Origin of the sequence: Streptomyces sp. NPDC086080, from assembly GCF_044540255.1 — a bacterium.
Taxonomy (GTDB): domain Bacteria; phylum Actinomycetota; class Actinomycetes; order Streptomycetales; family Streptomycetaceae; genus Streptomyces.
In genome coordinates this window covers 26,944-44,110 of sequence record NZ_JBITRU010000032.1, presented here as the reverse complement: position 1 = coordinate 44,110, position 17,167 = coordinate 26,944, and the positions used below count along the sequence as shown (strand labels likewise).

Annotated in this window: 12 protein-coding genes; 4 read left to right on the top strand and 8 right to left on the bottom strand. The window is 70.4% G+C overall.

The genetic code is table 11. From position 1 onward, the window contains the following. Positions 1-137: 137 nt before the first annotated feature. The 5 genes from ACIF9R_RS30190 to ACIF9R_RS30170 form a co-directional block, all read right to left on the bottom strand. Entirely contained in the window at positions 138-1,550 is a 1,413-nt protein-coding gene (locus ACIF9R_RS30190; RefSeq protein ID WP_399985564.1) for a GH1 family beta-glucosidase, read from the bottom strand. A gap of 63 nt (positions 1,551-1,613) precedes the next feature. Next, the gene (locus tag ACIF9R_RS30185; protein WP_399985563.1) at positions 1,614-2,510 is read right to left on the bottom strand and encodes a carbohydrate ABC transporter permease; all 897 of its coding nucleotides are present in this window, start codon (positions 2,508-2,510) and stop codon (positions 1,614-1,616) included. Next, positions 2,507-3,382, bottom strand: a complete 876-nt coding sequence (locus tag ACIF9R_RS30180) for a carbohydrate ABC transporter permease (RefSeq protein ID WP_399985624.1) — start codon at positions 3,380-3,382, stop codon at positions 2,507-2,509. Before ACIF9R_RS30180 ends, ACIF9R_RS30185 begins: the two co-directional genes overlap by 4 nt. Positions 3,383-3,630: 248 nt before the next feature. Beyond that, positions 3,631-4,935 (bottom strand): extracellular solute-binding protein, encoded by a 1,305-nt coding sequence (locus ACIF9R_RS30175; RefSeq protein WP_399985562.1) that lies wholly within the window; start codon positions 4,933-4,935, stop codon positions 3,631-3,633. A 461-nt stretch (positions 4,936-5,396) separates the two neighbouring features. After that, positions 5,397-6,422, bottom strand: coding sequence for a LacI family DNA-binding transcriptional regulator (locus ACIF9R_RS30170; protein ID WP_399985561.1), 1,026 nt, complete (start codon positions 6,420-6,422; stop codon positions 5,397-5,399). Positions 6,423-6,947: 525 nt separating this feature from the next. Between ACIF9R_RS30170 and ACIF9R_RS30165 the strand changes: the two genes are divergently transcribed. Beyond that, complete coding sequence (locus ACIF9R_RS30165) at positions 6,948-10,286, top strand: glycosyl hydrolase (protein WP_399985560.1); 3,339 nt, start codon at positions 6,948-6,950, stop codon at positions 10,284-10,286. A gap of 370 nt (positions 10,287-10,656) precedes the next feature. Further along, on the top strand, positions 10,657-11,709 hold the full coding sequence (locus tag ACIF9R_RS30160; RefSeq protein ID WP_399985559.1) for an endonuclease/exonuclease/phosphatase family protein: 1,053 nt from the start codon (positions 10,657-10,659) through the stop codon (positions 11,707-11,709). Between the two features lie 61 nt (positions 11,710-11,770). Here the strand turns inward: ACIF9R_RS30160 and ACIF9R_RS30155 are convergent, their stop codons facing one another. The 3 genes from ACIF9R_RS30155 to ACIF9R_RS30145 all read right to left on the bottom strand — a co-directional run bounded on the left by ACIF9R_RS30155 (position 11,771) and on the right by ACIF9R_RS30145 (position 15,665). Then, positions 11,771-13,324: a polysaccharide lyase family 1 protein gene (locus ACIF9R_RS30155; protein WP_399985558.1), complete on the bottom strand. Its 1,554-nt coding sequence runs from the start codon at positions 13,322-13,324 to the stop codon at positions 11,771-11,773. A 301-nt stretch (positions 13,325-13,625) separates the two neighbouring features. Next, positions 13,626-14,987 (bottom strand): glutamine synthetase family protein, encoded by a 1,362-nt coding sequence (locus tag ACIF9R_RS30150; RefSeq protein WP_399985557.1) that lies wholly within the window; start codon positions 14,985-14,987, stop codon positions 13,626-13,628. Between the two features lie 234 nt (positions 14,988-15,221). After that, entirely contained in the window at positions 15,222-15,665 is a 444-nt protein-coding gene (locus ACIF9R_RS30145; RefSeq protein WP_399985556.1) for an RrF2 family transcriptional regulator, read from the bottom strand. Positions 15,666-15,841: 176 nt separating this feature from the next. Here ACIF9R_RS30145 and ACIF9R_RS30140 point away from each other — a divergent pair, with 176 nt between their 5' ends. Continuing rightward, positions 15,842-16,504, top strand: a complete 663-nt coding sequence (locus ACIF9R_RS30140; protein WP_399985555.1) for a DUF3105 domain-containing protein — start codon at positions 15,842-15,844, stop codon at positions 16,502-16,504. Beyond that, on the top strand, positions 16,501-17,124 hold the full coding sequence (locus ACIF9R_RS30135) for a DUF305 domain-containing protein (RefSeq protein WP_399985554.1): 624 nt from the start codon (positions 16,501-16,503) through the stop codon (positions 17,122-17,124). Before ACIF9R_RS30140 ends, ACIF9R_RS30135 begins: the two co-directional genes overlap by 4 nt. Positions 17,125-17,167 lie beyond the last annotated feature (43 nt).

Sequence of the window (17,167 nt, the reverse complement as noted above, 5' to 3'; positions counted from 1 at the left end):
GGCCCGCGCGACACGGGACGTGTCGCCCTCGTGCCTCCGGGCGTTCACGGTCGAGCACCGGCGGATCGCCGCCGCCCGCCGTGGACCGTGATCACCCGCGGCGGCGGCCCGGCGGCCCGGCGGACCGGGCCGCGCGGTCACCCGCTCTGCCGGGCCTCGACCCCATTGCGTGCGATGACGTCCGCGTACCAGCCCGCACTCTTCTTGGGGATGCGCCGCTGCGTGGCGAAGTCGACGTACACGATGCCGAACCGCTTGCTGTAGCCGTACGCCCACTCGAAGTTGTCCAGCAGCGACCACAGGAAGTAGCCCCGCACATCGGCGCCCTCCTCGATCGCCCGGTGCACGGCGGTGAGGTGGCTGTGCAGATAGGCGATCCGCTCCGGATCGTGGACCTGCCCCGACGGGTCGGCGTAGTCGTCGTACGCCGCGCCGTTCTCGGTGACCACCAAGGGGAGGCCCGGGAGGTCGTGACGCAGCCGGATCAGCAGCTCGTACAGTCCGTCGGCGTCCACGGGCCAGTCCATGGCGGTCCGGGGCCCCGGTGCGGGCAGGAACCGGACGTGCCGTTCCGCGCCGGCCCAGGGGGACGGCGACTCGGACCGGCCGGCGGCGACGACGGTGGGGGAGTAGTAGTTGATGCCGAGCGAATCGATCGGCGTCGAGCTGGTGGCGAGGTCACCGTCCCGCACGAACGACCAGTCGGTGATCCCCGCCGTGTCCCGGACCAGGTCCTCCGGGAGGCGCCCGTGGAAGACGGGGTCGAGGAAGACGCGATTGGCGACCGCGTCGATCCGCCGGACCGCGTCCAGGTCCTCGGCCGACCGGGTGAGCGGACGCAGGGCGTGGAGGTTGAGCGTCAGGGACAGGTGTGAGCCGGGCGGCAGGGTGTCGCGCAGCACCCGCACCGCGGCGCCGTGCGCGAGGTTGAGGTGGTGGGCCGCGCGCAGGCTGGCCGGCGGGCTGGTGCGGCCGGGGGCGTGCACCCCGTTCCCGTACCCGAGGAAGGCCGCGCACCACGGCTCGTTGAGGGTCGTCCAAGTCCCGATCCGGTCGCCGAGCGCGTCGGCCACCAGGGCGGCGTAGTCGGCGAAGCGCTGTGCGGTCTCCCGCTCGGGCCAGCCGCCCGCGTTCTCCAGCTCCTGGGGCAGGTCCCAGTGGTAGAGGGTGGCGACCGGCCGGATACCGGCGTCCAGGAGTGCGTCGGCGAGCCGCCGGTAGAAGTCGAGGCCCTTCTGCACGGCCGGCCCGCGACCGGTCGGCTGCACGCGGGGCCAGGCGATGGAGAACCGGTAGTCGGTCAGCCCGAGGCGGCGCATCAGGGCGACGTCCTCGTGCATGCGGTGGTAGTGGTCGGCGGCGATGTCACCGGTGTCGCCGTTGCGGACCTTGCCCGGGACGCGGCTGAAGGTGTCCCAGATCGAGGGCGAGCGGCCGTCCTCGGCGGCGGCGCCTTCGATCTGGTAGGCGGCCGTGGCGGTTCCCCAACGGAAACCGTTCGGGAACCGAAGGACGGTCGTGTCGCCGGTGCGTGTGTCAAGTACGGTCATGGACTGAGGGCTCCGAAGGCGCGGTGGGGGACGGGTGGGGAGCGGAGACGAAGGGGGCCGGGCTCAGCCCTTGACGGCTCCTTGCATGATGCCGCCGACGATCTGCCGGCCCAGGAGGCCGAAGACCAGAAGCACCGGAAGGGTGCCGAGGAGCGTGCCGGCCATGATCACGGACTGGTCGTGGACGTAACCGCCGCCGAGCTGGCGCAGGGCCACCTGCACGGTCGGCTCGGACGAGGACAGGGCGACGATGGGCCAGAAGAAGTCGTTCCACGCGGCCATGAAGGTCAGCAGGCCCAGCACGGACATGCCCGGCCGGGCGACTGGCACCACGATGGACCAGAAGATCCTGGCGGTGGACGCGCCGTCGACCCGTGCCGCCTCGATCAGCTCGTCCGGCAGCGACTGCACCAGGTACTGGCGCATGAAGAACACACCGAACGCGGAGACCAGGCCGGGGAGGATGACGGCCTGGAGCTGGTTCACCCACTGCAGTTCGGCGATCAGCATGAACAGCGGGATGACGCCCAGCTGCGGCGGGATCATCATCGTGCCCACGGTGATCGCGAGCAGCGCGCCCCGTCCGCGGAAGCGCAGCTTGGCGAAGGCGAAGCCCGCGAGCGTGCAGCAGAGCACGGTGCCGACGGTGATCGAGCCGGACACGATGAAGGAGTTCAGCAGCGCCTTGCCGATGTCCGCCTCCTCCAGCACCGCCTCGAAGTTGCGCAGCAGGTTCGGACCGGGCAGAAGTGACGGCGGAACCTGGGCGAGGTCGGCGTTGGAGCGGCTGGCCGCCACGATGGTCCAGTAGAACGGGAAGGCGGAGACCAGGACGGCAACGGTCAGGACCGCGTACGTGAGCTTGCCGGCGTGGTTGGTGCGTCCGGCGCGGGACCGGCGGCGGGGCGGCTGCTGCCGCGGGGTGGGAGACGTGACCGGCGGGTCGGCGAGCGTGGTCATCGCACGGCCTCCTTGCGGGTACGACGGTACGCGAGCGCGGCGTTGACCCCCACGATCACCACGATGAGCAGGAACATGACCCAGGCGATGGCCGCGGCCCGGCCCAGGTGGAAGAAGCCCCAGCCCTGTTCGTACATGTACAGGCCGAGGGTCTGGTACTGGTGCGAGATGCCACCCGAGATCGACCCCTCGAACAGCAGCGGCTCGCCGAACAGCTGCGTGGCCCCGATCGTGGAGACGATCACGGTGAACACGATCGTCGGACGCAGTCCGGGCAGGGTCACATGGAAGAACTGCCTCCACTTCGATGCCCCGTCCACCTCGGCGGCCTCGTACAGCTCCTGCGGGATGGACTGCATGCCCGCCAGGTAGATCAGGGCGTTGTATCCGGTCCACCGCCAGATGACGATGGTGGAGACGGCGATCTGGGAGGCGACGGTGCCGGTCTGCCAGTCGATCGGGCCGATGCCGACGAGCCCGGCGACGTAGTTGATGAGCCCGAAGTCCCGGCCGAAGAGCTGCGCGAAGACCAGGGTGGCCGCCGCCACGGACGTCGCGTACGGCAGCAGCATCGCCGTGCGCAGGAACGTACGGCCGCGCAGACGGTAGTTGAGCAGGTGCGCGAGCCCCAGGGCCATGACCAGCTGAGGAACCGTGGAGATGACGCCGATGGTGAACGTGTTGCGCAGCGAGGTCCAGAAGAAGTCGTCGGTGAACAGGGCCGTGTAGTTGTCCAGCCCTCGCCATTCCATGTCACCGGGGGTCTGCAGCTCGACCCGGTACAGGGACACGAACGCCGTGTAGATCAGCGGGAAGAGGCCGAAGGCGGCGAACAGGGTGAAGAACGGCGCGATGTAGGCGTAGGGCGACATCTTCTGCCACGCGCGCCGTACGGGGCTCGGCGGGGAGGGTGGGGGAGGCGGGGTCGGCGGAGCCGGCGCCTCGATTGCGGAAAGGGTCACAGGGCGGCCTTCGGGAAGGGTACGGCGGGCGAGGGGACCTCCGCCGCCGCCGGCGGGGCACGCAGCGGCGGTGGCGGAGGCGCGGGGTGGCGGAGGCGCGGGGTGGCGCTCGGGGCGCGGACGCCGGGGGCCGGAGCTCCGGCTCGGCTCGGCCCCGCTCAGCCGAGGGTGTTGGCGACGCCCTTCGAGGCGTTCTTCCAGGCCTTGTCGGGATCGGTGCCCTTGCGCTCCACCTCGCTCAGCGCGTTGGTGATCTGCTGGGCGATGCTCTGGTCGTGCAGACCCAGGACCTGCACGGGCGCCGCCTTGGCCGCGTCACCGAAGATCTGGCCGATCGGGGCGTTCGAGAAGTACGGGTCCGTCGCGCCGGCGACCTTGTCGATGGCACCGGTGCTGGAGGGGAAGTTGCCCTGCTTGCGGAAGAGCTTCTCCTGCTGCTCGGGCGCCGTGAGCCACTTGATGAGCTCGTACGCCTCCTTCTTGTGTTCGGCGGCGCGGGGGACGGCGAGGTAGGAGCCGCCCCAGTTGCCGGCGCCGCCGGGCAGCGCGGCGATGTCCCACTTGCCCTTGCCCGCGTCACCGGCCTGGCCCTTGATGTAGCCGAGCATCCAGGCGGGGCACGGGATGGTGGCGAAGGAGCCGGCGGCGAAGGCCTGGTTCCACTGCGGCGACCACTGGTCGAGCTCGGCGCTCAGCCCGCTCTCCGCCGCCTCCACGGAGCGGTCCCACGCCTCGAGCAGGGCGGGGTTCTTGTCCCAGATCAGCTCGCCGGACGCGTTGTAGTAGCGCTCCTTCTGCTGCCCGATCATGATCGAGTAGAGGCTGCCGACGCTGTCGAGCCAGGCGCTCTTACCCGGGGCCTTCGCCTTGTACTTCTTGCCGAGCTCCAGGTAGCCGTCCCAGCTGGACCAGCGCTGCGCGAGCTCGTCGCGGTCGGTGGGCAGCCCGGCCTTCTTCAGCAGGTCGGTGCGGTAGCACATGGCCTCGGGGCCCACATCCGTCCCGAGCCCCAGGACCTCGCCGCCCTTGCCCGTGGCGGCGGCCCACTTGGCCTCGGCGAACTGCCCCTTCAGGGACTCCGCGCCGTACTTCTTCAGGTCCTCGAACTTGTCGGCCTGCTGCTGGGTAACGGTGGCGATCCGGCCCACCTCGATGCCCTGCACGTCCGCGAGGCCGCCGCCGCCCGCGAGGCGGGTCTGCAGCGACTTCCAGTAGTCGGCCTCGTCCTCGGTGTCCGTCTGCTTGATCGTGATGTTCGGGTGCAGCTTCTCGTACTCCGTGTAGAGCCCGGCCTCCTTGTAGCCGAAGGAGCCGAAGAGGTCCACGGTGAGGGTGATCTTGCCGTTGCCGCCGTCGGCGGAGTCGGCGTCGGACGAACCTCCGCACGCGGCGAGCAGAGCTCCGGTCAGGACGACGGCCCCCAGACGGGCGACGGCTCTTCTTGCGGCACGGGCTGTGGGCATGGGTGGGCTCCTCGGCTCAGTGGCGTGAGAGCGCTCTGAGAGCGCTCTCAATGGTGCGAGTGGAGAGTGCCCGGCCGGTGCGCCACACGTCAAGGCTCCGCACACGTCGGCATCGAAATTTCCGGCGCGGGACCCGCCCTGCCGGACCGTCGCCCGAGGTCCGTCCGCCGCGCCGGAACGCCGCCCGACCTGCGGACGGTGGTGTGGCCGGAGGCGGAGCGTGCGAGGCGCCGGGCGGCCTCGACGGGCCCGGCGACCGAAGGGGGGACGCCGGGGGTCCGTCCGGCCCGGATCAGGGGCCCGTTCGGCGGATCATGCCGAAGACGGCGGGGCCGGTGCGTCCGGCCGCAAGGCGGAGGAGGACGCACCGGCCCCGCCGGCCGGCACGATCCGCCGCGTGGACCCTGAGGGTGGAGGCGGGCAGGACGGCGCGCTCCCGGGTGCCGCCCGAGAGCCGGTTCTCACGCCGAGGCGCGCCGGACCAGGGTCGTCGGCATGATCACCGATGCGGGGATGTGGCCGGCCGATCGGTTCAGCAGCTTGATCAGCAGCCTCACCGACAGCCTGCCCAGGCCCTCGACGTCCTGGCGCACCGTGGTGAGCGCCGGGTCACTGACGCGCACCACCGCCTCCATGTCGTCGAAGCCGACCACGGCCACGTCCTGCGGCACCCTGAGGCCCCGTTCGCGCAGCACCCGCAGGGCGCCCAGGGCCATGAGATCGCTGGCCACGAAGACGCCGTCGACATCGGGCCGCCGGTCGAGCAGCTCGGCCATGGCCCGGGCGCCGCTCTCCTCGGTGAAGTGGCCTTCGCACAGCAGTTCCGGATCGGGATCGATCAGTACGTCGTGATAGCCGGCGATCCGGTCCAGCGCCGAGGTCTGGTCGCTCGGCCCCGCGATGTGTGCGATGGTGCGGCGCCCCAGGGAGACCAGGTGGCGCACGGCCTCCCGTGCGCCGCCCCGGTTGTCGCTGTCGACGTACGGCAGGGGCGGGCCGGCATCCGTCCCCGGCCGGCCGCCGAGGACCGTGGGTACCTTGCTCTCGGTGATCAGCGCCGGCAGGCGGTCGTCGCCGTGCAGGGAGAAGGCGATCGCTCCGTCGACGTGACCGCCGGCGAGGTACCGGGCGATCCGCTCGTGATCGGACGCGTTCTCCACCCAGAGCAACACCAACTGGATGTCGTTGGCGGTCAGTTCGCGGCTGATCCCGCGGAGCTGCTGCGCGAAGAACGGGTCGGAGAAGAGCCGGAACTCGGGTTCCGCGATGATCACGGCGACGGCGCCGTGGCGACGGGTCACCAGCGAGCGCGCCGCGTGGTTGGGGACGTACCCCAGCTCGTCGACCGCCGCGCGCACCTTGTCGACCAGCGGCTGACGCACACCGGCGCCTCCGTTGACCACGCGTGACGCCGTGGCCCGCGATACGCCCGCCAGCGCAGCGACAGCCTCCAGCGTCGGACGGTTTACTGCTGTCTGCTCGGGCAAGGGGTCTCCTGGTCTGCTGCGCGGCACCTCGTCGCCTGCCGCTCCTCCCAGTAGACAGGATAGATGCCCTGCTCCCGCTGTGAGAGCGCTTTCAGTCCGGGGGCCGGGCCCGCGCGCGACGGCGGTGGCGTCGCCGCCGACCGGTCCACGATGCGAGTGTTTGTCCGGTTGGGCACCTGCCGGTGACGGGTGCGTGCGGCTCCGCGTTGTGCGCGGCTGCGGCTGCGGCTGCGGCTGCGGTTAGGACCGCCGGGCCGGGCCGGGTCGGGTCGGGTCGGGCCGGCCGGGCCCGCACTCCGCGGCCCCCGTGACGGTCGCGTCCCCGGTGTGCGCGCGGGGCGGCGACACGCCTGCCCGCCTGCGGCGGAGGACCCCATCGCGTCATTCGATCCGGTGATCCGTCCCGTCCACCACCGCCGATCCGCGCGCGAACCGCAGGCCCCAATTCCTGTTTGAAGCATTGACCGTCCTTTGCCCGATGCTTACGTTGCCCCCGACGTGAGAGCGCTCTCAGAGAGGCTGCGCATGAGATTCCGGAGACCCCTGGCACTGCTGTCGGCGGCCGCGATGGCCGCAGGAGGCCTGGTGGCCACCGTCGGCAGTGGTGTCGCCTCGGCAGCCACCATCGAGGTGGGCAAGGGAACCTACAGTGACGTCCGGCCGCCCGGACGGCAGGGTCCGTCCAACAACGGCGGCCAGGCGGTCAAGCCGAAGGTCACGCCGCGCATGGCGGACACGCCGGTACCGACCAACGACTGGTGGTCCTCGCTGGCCTTCCAGCGGTTCTCCGCCAACCCGTGGTCGGAGAACATGTACGGGCACCCCCTCACCTACAAGGCGGTGTCCGGCGGCCTGGAGGTCGGCTACCCCACCGACCATCAGATCGTGGGCGGCGGGCGGCAGTACGAGTTCGCGCACGAGGCCGATCTGACCCTCGGCCTCGCCGGCCTCAACTCCCCCGACGCGAAGGCGGACGGGTGGAGCGACTGGACCGTGACCCCCTACTGGAACGACGGTGCGCGCACACTGCGGACGACCATCGGCCACGGCATGCCGTACGTGTACGCCGAGGGCACCGGCGGCGCGGCGCAGATCAAGGCCGCGGCCCCGCCCACGGTCTTCGCCGACCAGGGCAACGTCCTCGGCGTCACCATCTCCGGCCACGACTACGCGCTGTTCGCCCCGAGCAGCAGCGACTGGACCGTGTCCGGCAACGAGATCCGGGCCGACCTCGGCTCGAAGGACTACTTCTCCCTGGCCGTCCTGCCCAGCGAGGATGCGCTCGCCGACTACGAGAAGTACGCCTTCAGCTTCGTGACCGGCTCCACCGTGGACTGGGAGTACCGGGAGGGTGCCGGAGAGGTCGAGGCGACGTACTCGCTGATCACCGAACCGAAGGAGGGCACGGAGAAGGGCACCCTCCAGGCGCTCTACCGCCACCAGTGGCTGCACACCTCCGACCCGCTGACCGACCACCGCTACGTGTCCTCACGCGGGGAGATGAAGGTCCGCGAAGGCACCTCGTTCACCACCGTGCAGAAGGTGAACGGCGTCCTGCCGGGGCTGCCGAGCGCCGCGGGCGTCGACAAGGCCAAGCTCAGGACGTACATCAACGACGTGCTGACGCAGGGCGACCCGTTCAGCGGCGCCATCGACACCTACTGGACCGGCAAGGCCCTGGGCAAGCTCGCCCAACTCGTGCCGATCGCCGACCAGATCGGTGACACCGCGAACCGCGACAAGCTCATCGAGCTGATCGAGGGCCGCATGGAGGAGTGGTTCACCGTCGGCGGGCCCTCGGAGTTCTCCTACGACAAGGACTGGCGCACGCTCATCGGCTACCCGGCCTCCTACGGCAGCGACCAGGAGCTGAACGACCACCACTTCCACTACTCGTACTACGTGATGGCCGCGGCGATCGTGGCGCAGTACGACCCCCAGTGGGCCGCCGACTCCGAGTGGGGCGGCATGGTGAAGGAGCTCATCAAGGACGCCGCCAACCCGGCCAGGGACGACTCGAAGTACCCGTTCCTGCGCGGCTTCGACGTCTACGCCGGTCACAGCTGGGCCGCCGGTCACGAGGCCTTCGCCGCCGGCAACAACCAGGAGTCCTCCTCGGAGTCGATCAACCTCAGCGCCGGCCTGATCATGTGGGGCTCGGCAAAGGGGGACAAGGCGCTGCGCGACCAGGGCGTCTACATGATGATGACCGAGTCGGAGTCGATCGCGCAGTACTGGTTCGACGCCGACCAGCAGGTCTACCCCGAGGACTTCACCCACGACGTCGTGGGCATGGTCTGGAGCAGCGGCGGCGCCTACGCCACCTGGTGGACCGCCAACCCCGAGGAGATCCACGGCATCAACTTCCTCCCCATGACCGGCGGTTCGCTGCACCTGGCCCGCGAGAAGGACATGCTGCGCCGCAGCGTGACCGAGATGGAGAGGGAGAACGGCGGCCCGGCCGTCGAGTGGAAGGACATCTTCTGGCAGGTCCACTCCCTCTACGACCCGGCCAAGGCGATGCAGTACTGGAACCAGTGGAACGGCGGGTACGTCCCCGAGGCCGGCGAGACCAAGGCCCACACCTACCACTGGGTCTCCACGATGAACTCCATCGGCGCCCCGGACATGACCGTCACCGCCAACTCGCCGACGGCCGTCGCCTTCGACAGGAACGGCACCCCGACCTACGCCGCGCACAACTACGGCGCCGAGGAGTGCTCGGTCCTCTTCTCCGACGGCGGCGTGCTGAACGTCCCGGCGAAGTCGACCGCGTCCGGAGCGGGCGACGACACCGAGCTCGGCACCCTGTGCGGCGCCCCCGGTGACGACAGGCCCGGCGCGCCCGGCACCCCGGTCGCCGGCGACATCACCGACGACTCCGTCGAGCTGACCTGGGAGGCGGCGACGGACGACCTCGGCATCAAGGACTACGACGTCTTCCGCGGCGACGACAAGGTCGCCACCGTCACCGACACCACGTACACGGACACCGGGCTGGCCTCGGGAACGGAGTACACCTACCGCGTCCGGGCCCGCGACACCTCCCACCAGGTCGGCCCGCCCAGCGACATCGTGACGGTCACCACCACCGGCACGCGCGACCAGCCGCCCGGCGCGCCCGGCACCCCGGTTGCCGGCGAGGTCACCAGCACCTCCGTCGTACTGACCTGGGAGGCGGCGACCGACGACAAGGGCGTCAAGGACTACGACGTCTTCCGCGGCGGCACCAAGGTCGCCACCGTCACCGGCACCACGCACACCGACACCGGGCTGACGGCCGGCACCGAGTACACCTACAGCGTCAGGGCCCGCGACACGGCCGGCCAGGTCGGCCCGGCGAGCGGCACGCTGAACGTGACCACGGCCGGCGACCCGCCGGTCACGGGCGACACCTTCTACCCGCAGCCGGGCGGCGGACTCGCCACCGAGGCGGACGCGACCGGTTCCGCCGACACCATCCCCTCCGCCGGAGGCACCAACAACGACGGAACCCCGAAGAACCCGCTCGTCTACGAGGTCGAGAACGTGGGCGGCGCCCTGAAGCCGGGTGCCGGCACCGCCTTCACCTTCAAGGTGGACGCGGGCAGTTCCGTCGGCCACGCCCAGCAGGCCCGGGTGTCGTACGACCTGACCGGCGACGGCACCTTCGAGCGCGTCGAGACCTTCCGTTACTTCGCGACCGACCCGCTGCCCGGCTGGGAGGAGTACTCCTCGGCCCGCCAGGGCCTGCACTCCTCCTCGGGCACCCTGGGCGACCTGGACGGCGGCACCGTCCGCGTCGAGATCTGGAGCGCCCTGGGCAACGGCCCCTCCACCCTCCAGGTGGGCACGGGCTCCGTCCTCACCATCCCGTACGCCTGACGGGACACCCGGTCCGGCCTACGGCACGCACGGTGACCCCGCCCACGCGACCCCCGTCCCGCGGTCGGGAGACTCCGGCCCGGCCCCGGCACCCACCCCCACCGGGACACCGACGCTCCCTCCCACCGGGGACACCTTCTTCCTCCACACCGGTGGACGGTTGCGCACCCGGGCGGCGGCTCCGATCCGTCGCCCCGCGCGTTTCGCCACAGAGGGAACAATCACCCTCCTCGCCCGGAACTCCCCGGGCGCCGCCAGGCGTCCTCGCCCTCGTACGGCCGCCGAGGGGCGGCGAGAACGGAGCCGATCATCCCCTAGTGTCTTCACACACAGGGGTGACGGTGTGCACGGCGGGTTGTGAGGCAGCGGTATGGCGCAGCAGGCGTACATGACGGAGACGGACGGCCAGGGCTCGGGGCCCGAGCGCCCGGCTTCCCGGTTTCGGCGCCTGGTGGACCGGTTGAGCAGAGGCTGGCGGGGTGACCGCCGCGTCTGGCGCCGGGGTCTGATCCTGGCGGTCTGCGCGGGGCTGCTGGCCCTGGTCATGCTGGCCCACTCCCGCATCCCGAACGTGATCGGCAACCTGGGCAGCCTGATCGAGACGTTCCTGCCCTGGCTGGGACTGTTCATCCCGGTGCTGCTCGTCCTCGCGCTCATCCGCAAGTCGGCGACGGCGCTGATCGCGACGGTCCTGCCCGCCGTCGTCTGGCTGAACCTCTTCGGCGGCCTGCTCAGCGACAAGAACGCGCCCGGCGGCGATCTGACGGTGGTCACGCACAACGTCAACGCCGACAACCCGGACCCCTCCCGCACGGCCCGGGACGTGGCCGCCGCGGGCGCGGACATACTGGCCCTGGAGGAACTGAAGGCGTCGAAGGTCGCCGCCTACGAATCGGCGCTGGCGGCGACGTACAAGCACCACGCGGTGGTGGGCACCGTGGGTCTGTGGAGCAAGTATCCGCTGACCGACGTGAGGTCGGTCGACATCCGGCTCGGCTGGAAGCGGGCGATGCGTGCCACGGTCACCGCCCCCGCCGGCCGGGTGGCGGTCTACGTCGCCCACCTTCCCTCGGTCCGCGTGAAGATGGAGGCCGGCTTCACGGCCCGTCAGCGTGACAAGAGCGCCGATGCGCTGGGGGAGGCCATCTCCGGCGAACGGCTGGAGAACATCGTCCTGCTCGGCGATCTGAACGGCACGATGAACGACCGTGCGCTGAACGCCGTCACCTCCCAGATGCGTTCCACCCAGGGCGCCGTGGGCAGCGGCTTCGGCTTCAGCTGGCCGGCCTCGTTCCCGATGGCGCGGATCGACCAGATCCTGGTCAAGGGCGCCGAACCGGAAAGCTCCTGGACCCTCCCGGCCACGGGGAGCGACCACCTCCCCGTCGCGGCCCGCGTGAGGGTCGCCGCACCCGAGGACTGACCTCGTCCCCCTGGCCGGGGACGGGGGCCGGGGGCCGCCGCGAGGACGGCCCCCGGGTGGGTCAGCTCGCGTACGTCTCGAACTCGGCGATCCTCGGGGTGCCCGAGGAGCCGGTGATCTCGAAGGTGATCTTCTTCAGGGAGGTCGCGGAGAAGCTGATGACGCCCGCACCGCTGCCCGAGGCCAGGACGGCTCCGGTGTCGTGGTTGATGACGCGGTAGGAGCCGATGGCGCCGGTCGCGCCCGATGCCTCACGGATGTTGATCTTCGAAACCGTGGTGGCGGAGCCCCACTTGACCGAGACGGAGCCGGTCGAGCCGGACGGCGACCAGTAGGTGCTCATGTTGCCGTCACGGACGTTGCCGTAGCTGGTGCCGTCGGCCTTGGAGGAACCGTCGGCGCCCGCTCCGAGGCTGAGGTTGGTACCGGTGGGCGGGTCGGTCGGGTCCGGGTCGGTGGGGTCGGGGCCGGGGTCGGTCGGTCCGGGGTCGGTCGGGTCGGGGTTCTGCGGGGTGCAGCTGCCGTCCGAGACCTTCAGGCCCTTGTTGGCGCCGGCCGTCTGACTCACCACGCTCGGCACGCAGTTGGCCGCGTCGAGGGAGTACGCGTACGGGATGCTCACCGAGGTGTTCGACGTCGGGTTCGGGCCGGCCGGGTTGGTGTCGCCACCGGGCGAGGACCATGTCACGTTGTCGAAGATGTTGCCGCTGACCTGCCAGTAGCCGGCCTCGCTGGTGTAGAAGGTGCCGAGGACGTCCTTGGAGTCCTCGAAGTAGTTGTTGTCGACCTTCGCGCGGGCACCGGCCCGGGAGTTGATCCCGGACTCGTTGAGGTTCTTGTAGTGGTTGTTGTAGATGTGCGCGATGCCGCCGCGCAGCAGGGGGGTACGGGAGTCGATGTTCTCGTACAGGTTGTGGTGGAACGTGATGTAGCCGTTGGAGCGGTCGCTCTCGCTGGAGCCGATGAGACCGCCGCGGCCGGAGTTGCGCAGGGTGCTGTAGGACAGCGTCACGTACTGGGTGTTGTCCTTCATGTCGAACAGGCCGTCGTAGCCCGCCGACTCGCCGCCGGAGGCCTCCAGGGTGGTGTGGTCGACCCAGACGTTGCGGACGTCGCTCTCCATGCCGATGGCGTCCCCGCCGTTCGACGTGGGCGAGCCGGACTTCTTGACGTTCCGGACGGTCACGTTCTGGATGATGATGTTGCTGGCTTCCCTGATGTGGATGCCCAGTTGGTCGAAGACGGCACCGTTGCCGACACCGACGATGGTGACGTTGCTGATCTGCTTCAGCTCGATCTTGTCGGCGGCGGTGTTGCAGCTGTTACCGGACACCTTGGTGGTGTTGCCGTGGTTGATGGTGCCCTCGACCTGGATGATGATCGGGGTGGAGCTGCTGGCCCGGCCGCACAGGGCCTGGTGGATCGCGGTACCGGTGGTGGCGCGGACCGTCTGGCCGCCCGCGCCGCCGGTGGTGCCGCCGTTCTGGGTGGCGTAGCCGGTGACACCGCCGGTCGCGGCGGACGCGGTGGAGGTGGACAGGGCCACTCCGGTCGCGGCCGCGAGGGCTCCCGTGGCCAGTAAAGCGGAGAGTCGCACGGCGACTGATCGTTTCATTGTGGTCTTGCCTTTCGTCCTCTGAAGTCAGGGGGTGACTGCGTGCCGGTGGTGCGTGTGCCCATGTCATGGGCATGACAGTGAGACCGACGGGAGGAGGCGGGGTGAGCCGGACCCATCGGTGAGAAAGCGCTTTCTTTCTGTTCGTCGCGACAGTAGGGCCACGCCCGAGGGGCTGGCAAGGCTCCGTGCAGTTACGGAATGTCGAACTCCGGTTCAATGCCGCAAAGGCGCACACACGGCAACCGGGGCAGGCGGTCCATGACCGCCTGCCCCGGTTGCCGTGTGCGTCGGGGGCGCCTCAGAGCACCGGCAGGTTCTTGCGCAGTTCGAAGGCGGTGACCTCGGAGCGGTACTCCTCCCACTCCTGGCGCTTGTTGCGCAGGAAGAAGTCGAAGACGTGTTCGCCGAGGGTTTCGGCGGCCAGGTCGCTGCGCTGCATCAGGGCCAGGGCCTCGCCCAGGTTCTGCGGCAGGGGCTCGATGCCGAGCGCGCGGCGCTCCGCGTCGGAGAGGGCCCAGACGTCGTCCTCGGCGCCCGGCGGGAGTTCGTAGCCCTCCTCGATGCCCTTGAGGCCGGCCGCGAGGAGCAGGGCGTAGGCCAGGTACGGGTTGACGCCGGCGTCGAGGGAGCGGACCTCCACTCGTGCCGAGCCGGTCTTGCCGGGCTTGTACATCGGCACCCGGACCAGGGCCGAGCGGTTGTTGTGGCCCCAGCAGATGTAGGACGGTGCCTCGCCGCCGGCGCCGGCCGTGCGCTCCGAGCCGCCCCAGATGCGCTTGTAGGAGTTGACCCACTGGTTGGTGACCGCGGCGATCTCCGCCGAGTGCCGCAGCAGGCCCGCGATGAAGGAGCGGCCGACCTTGCTGAGCTGGTACTCCGCGCCGGACTCGTAGAACGCGTTGCGGTCGCCCTCGAAGAGGGAGAGGTGGGTGTGCATGCCGGAGCCCGGATACTCGGAGAACGGCTTGGGCATGAAGGTCGCCTGGACGCCCTGCTCCAGTGCCACCTGCTTCATGACCAGGCGGAACGTCATGATGTTGTCCGCCGTGGAGAGCGCGTCCGCGTAGCGCAGGTCGATCTCCTGCTGGCCGGGGGCACCCTCGTGGTGGGAGAACTCCACCGAGATCCCCATCGATTCCAGCATGGTGATCGCCTGGCGGCGGAAGTCCATGCCGACGTTCTGCGGGGTGTGGTCGAAGTAGCCGGAGTTGTCCGCCGGGGTCGGGCGGCTGCCGTCCAGCGGCTTGTCCTTCAGCAGGAAGAACTCGATCTCCGGGTGGGTGTAGAAGGTGAAGCCCAGGTCGGAGGTGCGGGCGAGGGCGCGCTTGAGGACGTAGCGCGGGTCCGCGAAGGACGGGGAGCCGTCCGGCATCAGGATGTCGCAGAACATACGGGCCGTGCCGGGGGTCTCGGCGCGCCAGGGGAGGACCTGGAACGTCGACGGGTCCGGCTTGGCGATCATGTCGGATTCGTATACGCGGGCGAAGCCCTCGATGGCGGAGCCGTCGAAGCCGATCCCTTCGTCGAATGCCTGTTCGAGCTCGGCGGGGGCGACGGCCACGGACTTGAGGAAGCCCAGTACGTCGGTGAACCACAGGCGCACGAACCGGATGTCGCGCTCCTCCAACGTCCGGAGCACGAACTCCTGCTGCTTGTCCATCTTCCGCTTCCCCATCCTTGCCGGTCAGGCCGCCTGTCCGCGTGCGTCCGCACCCGTGCCCCGGAGGTGGGCGGGTGCCCGGGCGGGCACACGGGCATCCCACCACACCAGCGTTTCATACGCGTTGCCGACCTTGATCGGTCGGCCGGCCGTGGCGTGAACGCCTCCCACCCGTCAGGTGTACCGCTCTGCAGCACATCTTGCCTGTTCGCGCCCGCATCCGGAACGGGCGGCTCATGGCCGCGGGGGGATACCCAGCAGAACGGGGCCGGCCGGATCGGCGACGAGGTCCGCCACCGTGACCGGGTCCAGCGCGGCGTAGAACGCCTCCTGGGCCCGGCGCAGGGCGCCGCGCAGCCGGCAGGCGGAGCTCAGCGGGCAGGGGGCCGAGGTGGCGGTGCCCTCGCAGTCGACGACGTCGCCGTCGCCCTCGAAGGCCCTGACCAGGCCACCCACCGAGGCGTTACGGCCCGCCTCGGTGAGGGCCAGGCCGCCGCCCCTGCCGCGCCGGGTCGTGAGCAGCCCCATGTGCTGGAGCTCGGCGACCACCTTCGCGGCATGGGTGTACGGCGCGTCCGTGGCCGTCGAGACGTCCCGTGTCGTCGGGTTGGATTCGTCGGTCACGGCGAGGCGCATGAGGACCCGGAGAGCCAGGTCGGTGGAGCGCAGAAGCCGCATACCAGGCAGCGTAGGTAATGCGCATCCGGGGTTCAAATTATTCGCGGTGGAGGATCTGTGCGGAGGCTGTGGTCGTACGTCCCGGCCCGATGTCCCCGCCCTCTACGACGCGCCACACCTTCCCTACTACGATCAGCTGATCCGTTCGTCCCACGCCTCCCCGAAGGGCATTCCCCATGGGCTCCGCCAAGAAGAGCAGCGCCGCACGCACGGCTCGCATAGAGGAGATGCGGCGCGCCGAACAGGCCCGCGAGCGCCGCAACCGGATCCTCACCATCGTCGCCAGTGCGGTGGTCGTCGGCGGGCTCGTCGCCGGGGGAGTGGTGCTCGTCCGGTCGCAGTCGGACGACGGGGGCGGCACCGCGGGCGGCTCCACGAGCGCGGGCAAGCTCGTCACCGGCAAGGACGGCGTGCGTACCTGGAAGGGCGAGCTGGGGCGCAACCATGTGACCAAGGCCGTGGACTATCCCGTCGCCCCTCCGGTGGGCGGTGACCACAACCCCGCGTGGATGAACTGCAACGGGGACGTCTACACCGACGAGATCAACGACACCAACGCCGTGCACTCGCTGGAGCACGGGGCGGTCTGGGTGACGTACAACGCCGACGCGGAGAAGGCCGACGTCGACGCGCTGGCCGCGAAGGTGAAGAAGACGCCGTACACGCTGATGAGTCCGGTGGACGGGCAGAAGGAACCCCTGTTGCTGACCGCCTGGGGGCACCAGCGGGCGGTGACCGGTGCGGACGACCCGGCCGTGGACACGTTCCTCGAGAAGTTCGTCCAGGGCGAGCAGACCCCCGAGCCCGGGGCGGCCTGCACCAACGGGCTGTCCGGATGAGGCAGTGGGGGCTGGTCGCGGGCGCCGCGGCGACGGCGCTCGTCGCGGCCGGCGCGATCACCTTCGCGGTGGCCGGGGACGAGGGCTCCTCGGACTCGGTGCCCACCGCCGGCTCCGCGGACGCCGGGTTCGCCCGGGACATGGCCGTGCATCATCAGCAGGCCGTCGAGATGTCGTACATCGTGCGCGACCGGACGGACGACGAGGAGGTCCGGCGGCTCGCCTACGACATCGCCCAGACGCAGGCCAACCAGCGGGGCATGCTGATCGGCTGGCTCGACCTGTGGGAGCTGCCCAAGGTGTCCGCGGATCCGCCCATGACCTGGATGGGGATGGGCGACACCGCGTCCGGCGAGGACGGGGCGCTGATGCCGGGGATGGCGACCCATACCGAGATGGAGCGGCTGGGGACGCTGGACGGGAAGCGGGCCGAGGTCTTCTACCTCCAGCTCATGACGGACCATCACAAGGGCGGGGTGCACATGGCCCAGGGGTGTGTGCGTGCCTGCGAGGTCGGGGTCGAGAAGCGGCTCGCGCGGGGGATGGTCGAGGCGCAGGAGTCGGAGATCGCGCTGATGGCGTCGATGCTGAAGGAACGGGGCGCGGCTGCCCGGCCGTAGCGGCCGGCCACGGGGGACCCGGGGACCCGAGACATCGTGTCGG